Origin of the sequence: Alteromonas sp. BZK5, from assembly GCF_014349115.1 — a bacterium.
Classification (GTDB): domain Bacteria; phylum Pseudomonadota; class Gammaproteobacteria; order Enterobacterales; family Alteromonadaceae; genus Alteromonas; species Alteromonas macleodii.
The window spans coordinates 1-10,733 of record NZ_JACSOE010000103.1 but is presented as its reverse complement, the minus strand read 5'-3'; the positions used below and the strand labels follow the sequence as shown (position 1 = coordinate 10,733).

Here is a 10,733-nt window from a genome sequence, read left to right as displayed (position 1 = left end):
TGAATCACCCTGACTGAGGGGAAGATAATCCGAATGGCAAGGGCGTTGTTGGCCAACGACAGGGTCCGAAGGAAGCCATAGGAAGTTAGAGGTACACAATGAAAGTGAACCTGATTCGGCAAGGCAGGTGGGTAAGCGTGCAAAATAGCGCGAAGCCCGATACTCAGTCAGACCTGTTTTGTGTTTGAGGGTGGAATTTCTAACAGGGAGCCAGTGCAGTAACTGGGGAAGCCTGGCATTGGATCCAATCAAATGGTTGGACGTATCGTTCAAGGAGTGATCCAAGAATGTTGCGAGTGTGAGGTGGCAGATGAACCCGTAGTAGTGAGTAAGGCTAGGCCGATGAAAGCCAGTAATGGTGTGGAGGGTAAAACCAAGCCGACTATCAGCATTGTGTTTGATAGGATCCATTTTAGCCAAAAGCTTAAATGGATTGCGAAGGGGGGAAGCAGACTTTAAGACTCTGATGAGTTGTGAGTTTTTTTATCATTGATACACAAGCCGCCTGATCAGCGGGACAAGTCGAATCGGTGCGCTAGGAATAGTGATGTCTGGTGAGACAGGCCGTATATGGGAAGTAATTGTAGTCAAATTTGGTAGATTGCCTCAGTGCTAGAACGCCAAACCCTGCAATGAAAGTTACCACAATGTTAGAAAATGAACGATGTCCATAGGGCGCACGATACTAGATTGCAAATTAGCATTGTGTCACTTAGCAAGTGATATGAAGTATGCAGGAGCCGTATACGAGGCCCGTACGTACGGTTCTGTGAGAGGGATGAGGCGCAAGCCTCACCCTACTCGATACTTGTTTTTTTCTTTATGTTTGCTCTTTTTTAATTATTGGTGAATTAATTTATAAATAATGAACAAATTGTGGTGGGTAATTTTTGTCTATAAAAGCTATCAATGCTCTTCCAAATCTGCTTGTGATTATCAATTAATAACAATGGTTTACATGTTTTTTAATGCATTGTTGTTCAACCTATATACCGCAAAGCCATACCCGTTAAGTATTGAGAGTCACTCATTTGGTATTGGTTTGTGATTTATCTTCACAGTAAGTTCCCTGATTAGAAACAATTGCATAACACAAAATTTACAAAGGTGGGTTGCCTTAACGTCAGTTGTTTCTGTTTATCACACACATGCTTGGCACATTTACAACGGAGAACTGAATGAATACTTTAAAACAAAAAACACTCATCAAGCCCCTACTTGCCTCGTCACTATCGGTTGGTTTAGCGCTTGCTACTGGCGCAGAGGCAGCGAACCTAGCTGACACCGAGGTGAAATTCTCTGGTTATATCAAAGTTGACGCAATGTATAGCGACTACTCAAACGGTGAAGGTGTTGGCCCTGGACGTGATATTTACGTACCGTCTTTGGTACAAACGGGCGCCACCGACGATGGGCTAGGTGGCCGATTTGATGCGCACGCGAAACAGTCTCGTTTCAGATTTACTACCAATACGCCAGTAGACGGTGAAGACGTCATTACCGGTGTGTTTGAATTTGACTTTCTATTGACATCTGGTGGTGATGAGCGAGTGAGCAACTCCTATACGCCACGTATGCGACATGCTTACTTGAAATACAACAACTGGCTTATTGGTCAAACTTGGTCAACTATCATGGACTTAGGCGCTTTGGTTGAATCAGTAGATTTTATTGGTACGACAGACGGTGTGGCTTTTACTCGTCAACCACAAATTCGTTATTCAAATAACGGTTTTGAAGTGGCGTTGGAAAACCCTGAGACAACCGTTGGTACTACCACTACCGCGCAAATTATGACAGATGACAATTCTGTACCTGATCTCATTGGTACTTATACGATGAAAGCCAGCTGGGGTCATGTGAAAGTGGGCGGTATCTTGCGTCAGCTTGCTTATGAAACACAAGGCGAAGATTACTCAGACACGGGTATTGCACTATCGCTTTCATCGCGCATTAACTTGAGCAATGGCGATGATATTCGCATTCAAGTAGCTAGTGGTTCGGGCTTAGGTCGTTATGTTGGCGTAAATGCTGCCAATGGTGCCTTCCTAGACGATGAAGGTAACTTTGATGCCATTGATGCAACCGCGGTTACTGTAGCTTACCGCCACTTATGGAGCGAAAGCGCTCGTACCAATCTTATTTTCTCTTCATTAGATGTAGACACCGTCGAGGGCATGGTGGGCTCGCGTACACATGACGTTTACAGCGCGCGCATTAACTACATCTACAACATTACTAAGCCGCTATCGGTTGGCTTGGAATATACCTACGCAAAGCGTGAAACTGTTGACGGTTTCGACGGCGATATGAGCCGCGTTCAAGCAATGGCGAAATACGCTTTTTAACATTCACCTACCACAATACGAGTAACTTACCATGATATTTAAAAATAAAACGCTTAGAAAAGTCGTCTTGGCCAGTAGTGTGATGGCGACAAGTGTGTTGTCAGGTATGTCTGCACATGCCGACGAATCGCCCATAAAAATTGGCGTAATGCTGCCATACAGTGGTGTTTATGCTGGGTTGGGTGAGGCTGCTACTAACGGCCTGAAACAAGCCCTAAAAGAAAAGGGCAATACTATTGCCGGTCGCCCTGTTGAATTCATCATTAGCGACACTGAAGCAAAGCCAGCACGCGCTCCAGAGTTAACCTCTGCAATGACCGATAAAGACGATGCCGATTTCATTATTGGCCCAGTTCACTCAGGGGTAGCAATGGGCATGATCAAATCGGTTAGAAACAAAGACTCTATCATGATCATTCCCAATGCAGGTGCTAACGCTGCAACAGGTGCATTCTGTCAGCCGAATGTGTTCCGCACATCTTTTTCGTCTTGGCAAACTGCTTACCCAATGGGTAATCAAGCCATTGAAATGGGCTATAAAAAGGTGGTGACACTAAGTTGGAACTACGGGTTTGGAAAAGAGTCGCTTGCCGCGTTTTCAGAATCATTTGAAGCTGCTGGTGGCGAAGTGGTTAAGGAAATTTTCGTACCGTTTCCAAAAACAGAGTTTCAGTCTTACCTAACTGAAATTGCCTCAATAAAGCCAGATGCTGTATTTGTGTTCTTTGCCGGTGGTGGCTCGGTTAAGTTTGTTAAAGACTACGACGCCATGGGGCTTAAAGGCAAAATTCCACTTATTGGTTCTGGTTTCTTAACAGAAGGCACCATTGAAGCGCAAGGTGAAGCCGCTGACGGCCTATTCACCACACTACACTACGCCGATACCTTGGATAACCCTAAGAACAAAGCGTTCAGAGCCGAGTATTTGTCATTGTACAACAAGCCTGCTGACTTATATGCCGTTCAAGGGTATGACGCCGGTCAATTGATTATTCAAGCCGTGGAAGCAACCAAGGGTAATACCGCTGACAAAAAAGCTCTGATAAAGGCAATGGAAGGTGTTGAAATTGATAGCCCGCGCGGCAGCTTCCATTTCTCTAAGGCGCACAATCCAATTCAAAACATCTATTTAAGAAAGGTTGAGAACGGAGAAAACATGGTGGTTAAAACCGCTGCAGCGAACCTGAATGACCCAGCACGTGGTTGTCGTTTATAAGTTATTGCAAGTAGGGAAGCCCATGGGCTTCCCCATAGAGGTATAAAAATGGAAATGTCGCTTTTCCTCGTGCAATTACTAAACGGTATTCAGTATGGGCTGTTACTGTTTTTGGTTGCATCAGGTCTCACATTAGTTTTTGGCGTTATGGGTATCTTGAACCTTGCTCATGGCTCTATGTATATGATTGGCGCTTATTTGGTGTATTACTTTGCCGCCATGACAGACAGCTTTTGGTTAGCTGTGGTCATTGCTTGCAGTATTGCTATGGTCATAGGCGTAATTATTGAGCGCTTTCTAATAGTGCATTTATACAAGCGCGACCACCTTGATCAGGTACTGCTAACGGTTGGTTTAATCTTTATTTTTAACGCGGCACAAAGCTTCATTTGGGGTAACGACCCTCTGGGGGTTGATGTACCTGAGCTGCTGTCATCGTCTATTCAAATTACCGATATCGTTGAATATCCGGTTTATCGCTTGTTCCTGTCGGTATTGTGTGTGGGTATTGCCATAGGCATGTATTACGTCATCAACAATACCAAGCTTGGCATGATGATCCGCGCCGGTGAGTCTAACCGTGAAATGGTTGAGAACTTGGGCGTGAATATCGGCACATTATTTACCGTCGTTTTCGCCGTTGGCGTTACCTTATCTGCCTTGGCCGGTATTGTTTCTGCGCCTGTAGTGAGCTTAGTACCTGGTATGGGCGAACGCGTACTCATTTCATGCTTTGTTGTGGTGGTTATAGGGGGAATGGGCTCAATAAAAGGGGCTTTTGTGGCGGCCTTGCTAGTGGGCATTGTTGACACGTTCGCATCTGTGCTGTTGCCCGGCATGTCGAGTATGACAATTTACTTGCTAATGGCACTTATCCTTATTTTTAAACCACAAGGGCTTTTCAAAAGTTAAGGTTGTACGATGTCTGTATTTTCTAGCAAAGCTGAAAAAGTATTTATTTTTGCGTTTTTCTTTATTGCCTTGGGTATCCCCTTATTTTTCAATGAGAACACGTTTTACGTAAACAAAATCTCCACCATGCTGATTTTGTCTATTTTTGTTATGTCTTTGGACTACTTGGTGGGAAGAACTGGCCTTATCACCCTTGGTCACGCCATGTTCTACGGCTTAGGCGGATACTTATTTGCCATTATGATCCCCGAATACGAAGTGGTTAACTTTTGGTTGTATACCTTTTATGTCATGGCCGCTAGTGGTGCTATTGCACTTATTGTTGGCTTAATTGTGCTAAGAACCAGCGGTATTTATATGATCATGATAACGCTGGCATTGGCGCAAATGACATTCTATTTCTTTGCCGACTCAACGGAATACGGCGGCTTAGACGGGTTATTTATTTATCTAAAACCCGAAACCAGCATTTTTGGTTTGAATTTCTTAGATTTAGATAACGAGAACCACTTCTATTACCTGTGCTTGCTATCGCTATTTAACTGCTACGTGTTTTGTAAAGTTAGTTTGCATTCTCGGTTTGGGCGTGTGATTGACGCAATAAAAGAAAACCCTGAGCGTGCCACTGCACTTGGCTACAACATCTTTCACTTCCGTTTAGTGTCGTATGTATTGTCTTCATCACTTGCCGCTTACGCAGGCTACTTGTTCTCGCTTCAATACGGTTTTGTTAATCCAACCATGATGAGTTGGGAAGTCTCTGCTTCTGCATTAGTAATGGCTATTTTAGGTGGTCTAGGAACTATTTTTGGGGCAATTCTAGGTGTATTCGTTTATGAGAGCTTGCACTACGGCATTGAACACATGACCCAGTATTGGATGTTTTGGATGGGCTCGCTCATCATCTTAATGGTACTGCTACTAAAAAGTGGTATTGCCGGGCTAATTGAGCAGTTAGTCGGAGGGAAACGCAAATGAGTGAATGTATCTTACAAGCTGAAAACCTTTCAAAGCACTGGGGCGGATTAAAAGCGCTCAACGAATTTAATATTAAGTTTTACGACAAATCGCTGCATAGCATTGTGGGCCCTAATGGCGCGGGAAAAAGCACCCTGCTGAATATATTGTGCGGTACGTATCCGGCAACTAAGGGTGTGATTTTGTATCGCGGTGAAAATATTACGGGCCTGAAAAGTTATCAGTTCTGCCGCAAAGGAATAGGGCGAAGTTTTCAGAAAACCAATATTTTCAAAGATGCCACATGCTTGGAAAACTGTTGCATTGCCGCCCAGCGACGAGTGGGTAGCAGCTTTAATATGTTTAAGTCGAAGCATTCAAGTAAGCATGTAACTGCGATTGCCCAAGATGCCCTTGAACAGGTAGGGCTATTGAAGCAAGCCAATATCAAAGCCAGCGCCATTAGTTATGGTGAGCAGCGTCAGCTAGAAATTGCCATGGTATTGGCGACCGACCCCCAAGTACTTTTACTTGATGAACCAATGGCGGGTATGGGCCATGAAGAGTCGCTTATCATTATTGACCTGCTTAAGTCGCTGAAAAAGCGCTACTGCATTGTGCTGGTAGAGCACGATATGGATGCTGTTTTTGAGCTATCTGACCTAATGACCGTGATGGTGGACGGGCAGCATTTGATCACCGATGTGGTAGATAACATTCGAGCAAACCCTTTAGTTCAAGAAGCCTATCTAGGCAACGATGACGAGGTATTTTAACGTGACAGACAACATTCTAGAGGTAAAAGGCATTCATACCTTATACGGAGAAAGCCATATTCTGCACGGAATATCTTTTGCCATTAAAAAAGGGCAGACCGTAAGTATTATGGGTCGCAACGGCATGGGTAAGTCCACAACATTGAAATCTATTTTGGGTATCGTAAAGCCGCGTAGTGGCGCTGTGTTGTACAAGGGCAAAGAAATTGATGCTCTTCCCACGTGGAAACGCATGCGCAACGATATTGCCTATGTGCCAGAAGGACGGGGCATGTTTCACAACTTAACTGTGAAAGAGCACTTACAAATGGCCGCGCGAAAAAACTCGCGAGGTGAAGCGCATTGGACTTATGCGAAGGTGCTTGAGGTGTTCCCTCGTTTAAAAGAGCGCTTAACTAATAAAGGCACTCAACTCTCTGGCGGTGAGCAGCAAATGCTAGCTATAGGTAGGGCGCTTTTGACCAACCCAGATTTACTGATACTCGATGAAGCCACAGAAGGCTTAGCACCACTTATTCGCAAAGAAATTTGGGATGTTATTCGCAAAATTAAAGAAACCGGTGTGTCGACCATTATTGTGGATAAAAACATTAAGGTATTGCAGACGCTGTGCGATCAGCACATTCTTATTGTGAAAGGGAAAGTGCAATTTAACGGAGACTCGCAAGCCCTTGAGGAAAAGCGTGCATTTATTGAAACCAGCCTAGCGGTTTAATTGTGCTGTAATACGGTGAGAACCTGGGGTAGCATGACGCCGACTTGGATGAAGAGGCAGCAACACAATGGATGATGACAAAGCAATTGCAACCCGAAAAGGCATTGGTTCTCTTGAATTAGGGCTTGAGGTGTTAGAGTTAATCTCTGAGCACAGCGGCCCTATCTCGCTAACCAAGTTATCTGAGCTGGCAAAAATGAGCCCGAGTCGACTTCACAAATACTTGGTTAGCTTGACCAAACTTGGTTATGTGTCGCAATTAGACAATGCCAAATACATGCTTTCAAACAGCAGTATTCGCTTAGGTATGTCGGCACTAAAACATTCAAACCCCGTTCAGGTGGCCTTTGAATATGCAGATAAGCTTCACCAAGAATTAGATAAAACTATTACTGTAACCATTTGGAATGGTGATGTACCGCTAGTGATAAAGTGGTTAGATTCCAGTCACTTTTTGGCGGTGAATATCCGTTTGGGCTCAGAGCTGTCGCCGTTTACCTCTGCCGCTGGGCGTATTTTCTTATCCCACCTACCTAAACTGCGCTGTAAGACGTTAGTTGAACAGTACTACGATTCCCCTGCACCTATGCCACGCTACATGGGTAAGCCTATAAAAAAAGCGATATTCTACGAATTGCTAGAAGATATTAAAAAAAGCAGCTTGTGTTGTTTTAAAGAAGATTTTTTGCCCGACATTAATGTTGTAAGTGCGCCTATTTTTAGTTTAGATGGTTCGGTAAGCACTGTTATTAGCTTGGTGGGCAACAGCAAGGAAACCCCAGTTAATGCAAAAAGTATATATGTACAAGCCGTGAAAAAGGCTAGTAATGAAGCTACCTGTAAGATATCTGGACAGCTTAGAGCAACCTCAGAAAAAGACTCTTTTTAAGTTGAGTCTTAAATGATAAAGAAGCCGGCTTTACCCCCAACTTGGCTTTTTTAAAAATGAAGTTATGCAAGTGTGACTTTGTAGAGGTGGTATATGTAAATGCCTGTACTACGTTGATTCAATGCGCCATTCGTCTTATGCAGATTTAATTACTGTTAATGTGTATTAACATAACCTAAAAATATCTATATAAAACAGGTGGCTATTGTCACTAAGCCATATATACTCGAAGTAAGCGCATTATTTTTTCTTTGCAAATGAGTATTTATGGCTAAGCAGTTAGCAAGACACAACATTGACGACACGCTCTACGTTTTCCTGCAAGATAACAGCAAAAAGTGGTACGCCCGTTTTCAGCTTTTCGGGAAATGGCACTGCAAATCGACTAAACAAGTTGATAAAGAAGAAGCTGTAGCAGCGGCTAGATTGCTACGCATGGAGTGGAAAATAAAAGCGGAAACAGGAACTCTTACAACGAGCAAGCGTTTTCGCGATGTAGCTGCGAAGAGTATTCTAGCTATGGAACATGAGCTTGCGCACGGCGGCGGTAAAGTTAGCTACAAAGACTACATGGGAGCTTTGAAAAAATATCACATTCCATTTTTTGACCGCACTTATATCACTTCTATTGACCAAGACAAGCTTAAAGAGTTCGACATTTGGCGAATACAAAAGGCTGGTAAGGTTCTCAACAAGTCTACTCTACTAAATCACAACGCGGCGCTACAAATGGTGTTTAAAGCTGCGGTCGAAAACCAATGGATGTTACCAGTTCAAGTGCCAGTATTAAGCAACAAAGGAGAGCAGGGGGCTAGACGTGCTGCTTTCAGTGAAGTTGAATATGAGAAGGTTGTTGAAACTCTAGAAAACATGAGGGACAACAGCCGCAAGGAAAAGACTAGACAAATAAGAGAGTTGTTGCTTGATTATGCTGACGTAGTCATCAATACAGGTATTCGTCCTGGCACTGAAATGGAAGAACTGACTTGGTCTGATATCCTAATGACAAGGCAAGAGCATCAAGTCATATTTAAAATTAAGGTACGAAAAGGCAAGAACACGAAACACACTGGCACCAGAACCGTTGTATGCAAAGATGAGTTTGTCTTTCCTCTAATGAACTTGATGGAGCGTTTTCCTAATCGTCGGCCGTCTGACAAGATATTTGTACTAGCTGACGGTTCTAGTACCAACGAATTAGGCAGAACCTTTGTATCAGCACTAGAGGAAGCAGAACTAAAGACCAGCCCAGATGGGCCTAGGACACTCTATTCGCTGCGCCATACTTACATAACTTGGCAACTACTTAGCCGAACTTTAAGAGTTGATGTGCTTGCTCGACAATGCGGCACAAGTATTGCGATGATAGAGCAACACTATAGTCATGTCGTACCCAGTATGTTTGAGCAGGAACTATCTGGAGTAACGTTTGAAAATAAGAAAGAAAGAGCAAAAAGCAAACGTGCACTCGCAAGAGGATTGAAAACTAGAGAGTTACTTACACAGCGCTTCAAGACTTGGGAGGCTGGGCTTAAAAAAAGAGGCTGCATCTAAACACTTTTTGGTAAAGTTGGAAGTTTAGTTTTGCCCACACTTAAAAAAAATCATGTAGCAATTGTCACGCTAAAATAAAACACAAGGACAATCTTTGATATGGAAACTTCATTAGAAAAACAAAAACGTCTTTTAGAATTATTTCTTCCAGGGCAAGATCATACTCTGACTTGCGTTAACTAGCGCATCTGTGATCAAATCTAGCTTTTTAGGCTAGCACAGATGTCATTTATTACCCATTTTGAGTCACTTGAAGATAAACGCTCTCATATCAATAAGAAGCATGACCTACTTGATGTGATTTTTCTCACCGTGGTGGCCATTCTTTCTGGTGCTGAAGGATGGAAAGACATTAAGCAATTTGGGGACAGCAAACTGGATTGGTTGCGTAAGTTCAGGGCCTTTAAAGAGGGTGTACCCGTCGACGATACTATTGCCCGTATTATCAGCTCGCTAGAGCCCAACGCCTTGCTAACGTGCTTCATTAGCTGGGTGAATGAAATCCGTGAAGACCAAGGGCAGCCCGTGATTGCGTTTGATGGTAAAACGCTTCGCCATTCATTCGATGGTGATAGGAAAACCGCCCTTCACAGCGTGTCGGCCTACGCGGTGGAACAAGGTTTAGTCCTCGCACAATGTAAATCGAAGAGTAAGAAAAATGAAGTGTCGACGGTACTGGAATTGATTGAATTACTGGAGTTAAAAGGCAGTATTGTCACTGCCGATGCCATGCATTGCCTGAAGAAGGTCGCTAAAGCCATTAATGCAAAAGGCGGCGACTACGTTCTGCAAGTCAAGAATAACCAAGGTAAACTTGCAACGGAAATATCGGCTTACTTCCACAAGACACGGCGTGATACTCCACAAGATATCAAAACAAACAGTTTAACCTTAACCAATGACGGTCATGGACGCATCGAGGAGCGTACCTACGTTCAGCTACCCATTACGCCTTGGTTGACGCAAAGCCAAGGCTGGACGAATATTAAGTCGGTCATTGAAGTCACCCGAAAACGCTACCTTAAAGATAAGGAAACGAGTGAGACCGCTTATTACATCAGTTCCTTGGAGGTTAACTTACCTCAAATTGCAAAAGCCATTCGCAGCCATTGGTCGATAGAAAATGCATCACATTGGGTACTGGATATGACGTATCGAGAAGACGACTCCCGCATCAGACGCGGCGATGCGCCCGAAAATATGGCAACCTTCCGCCGCTTTGCAATGAATTTAGCACGCTTGAGTCCTATTAAAGACAGTATGAAAGGTGACGTGCTCCAATAGATTCACACACCCAGTTAAGAGATAATTATCTCAACTGGAGTGTATATGAAAACCCGAAAAAGCTACTCGAAAGAATTCAAAC

The 10,733-nt window shown here is 43.6% G+C and carries 10 protein-coding genes; all 10 read left to right on the top strand.

Annotation, left to right across the window (positions count from 1 at the left end; translation table 11 throughout):
• Positions 1 to 252: 252 nt before the first annotated feature.
• The 10 genes from BIZ39_RS18830 (at position 253) to BIZ39_RS18785 (ending at position 10,651) form a co-directional block, all read left to right on the top strand.
• Positions 253 to 459 carry a hypothetical protein gene (locus tag BIZ39_RS18830; RefSeq protein WP_012517740.1) on the top strand — a complete coding sequence of 69 codons (207 nt, stop codon included), beginning with the start codon at positions 253 to 255 and terminating at the stop codon, positions 457 to 459.
• A gap of 719 nt (positions 460 to 1,178) precedes the next feature.
• Positions 1,179 to 2,348 carry a DcaP family trimeric outer membrane transporter gene (locus BIZ39_RS18825; protein ID WP_187447713.1) on the top strand — a complete coding sequence of 390 codons (1,170 nt, stop codon included), beginning with the start codon at positions 1,179 to 1,181 and terminating at the stop codon, positions 2,346 to 2,348.
• Positions 2,349 to 2,379: 31 nt separating this feature from the next.
• Entirely contained in the window at positions 2,380 to 3,564 is a 1,185-nt protein-coding gene (locus BIZ39_RS18820; RefSeq protein WP_187447712.1) for an ABC transporter substrate-binding protein, read from the top strand.
• A gap of 48 nt (positions 3,565 to 3,612) precedes the next feature.
• Complete coding sequence (locus BIZ39_RS18815) at positions 3,613 to 4,476, top strand: branched-chain amino acid ABC transporter permease (RefSeq protein WP_014977307.1); 864 nt, start codon at positions 3,613 to 3,615, stop codon at positions 4,474 to 4,476.
• Positions 4,477 to 4,485: 9 nt separating this feature from the next.
• Complete coding sequence (locus BIZ39_RS18810; RefSeq protein WP_168476897.1) at positions 4,486 to 5,454, top strand: branched-chain amino acid ABC transporter permease; 969 nt, start codon at positions 4,486 to 4,488, stop codon at positions 5,452 to 5,454.
• Positions 5,451 to 6,209: an ABC transporter ATP-binding protein gene (locus tag BIZ39_RS18805; RefSeq protein WP_168476899.1), complete on the top strand. Its 759-nt coding sequence runs from the start codon at positions 5,451 to 5,453 to the stop codon at positions 6,207 to 6,209. Before BIZ39_RS18810 ends, BIZ39_RS18805 begins: the two co-directional genes overlap by 4 nt.
• Before the next feature lies 1 nt (position 6,210).
• Positions 6,211 to 6,924, top strand: a complete 714-nt coding sequence (locus BIZ39_RS18800) for an ABC transporter ATP-binding protein (RefSeq protein WP_187447711.1) — start codon at positions 6,211 to 6,213, stop codon at positions 6,922 to 6,924.
• A gap of 67 nt (positions 6,925 to 6,991) precedes the next feature.
• Complete coding sequence (locus BIZ39_RS18795) at positions 6,992 to 7,813, top strand: IclR family transcriptional regulator (RefSeq protein WP_187447710.1); 822 nt, start codon at positions 6,992 to 6,994, stop codon at positions 7,811 to 7,813.
• A 267-nt stretch (positions 7,814 to 8,080) separates the two neighbouring features.
• On the top strand, positions 8,081 to 9,367 hold the full coding sequence (locus tag BIZ39_RS18790) for a site-specific integrase (RefSeq protein WP_187447709.1): 1,287 nt from the start codon (positions 8,081 to 8,083) through the stop codon (positions 9,365 to 9,367).
• Between the two features lie 222 nt (positions 9,368 to 9,589).
• Positions 9,590 to 10,651 carry an ISAs1-like element ISAma3 family transposase gene (locus BIZ39_RS18785; protein ID WP_187447708.1) on the top strand — a complete coding sequence of 354 codons (1,062 nt, stop codon included), beginning with the start codon at positions 9,590 to 9,592 and terminating at the stop codon, positions 10,649 to 10,651.
• Positions 10,652 to 10,733: the final 82 nt, after the last annotated feature.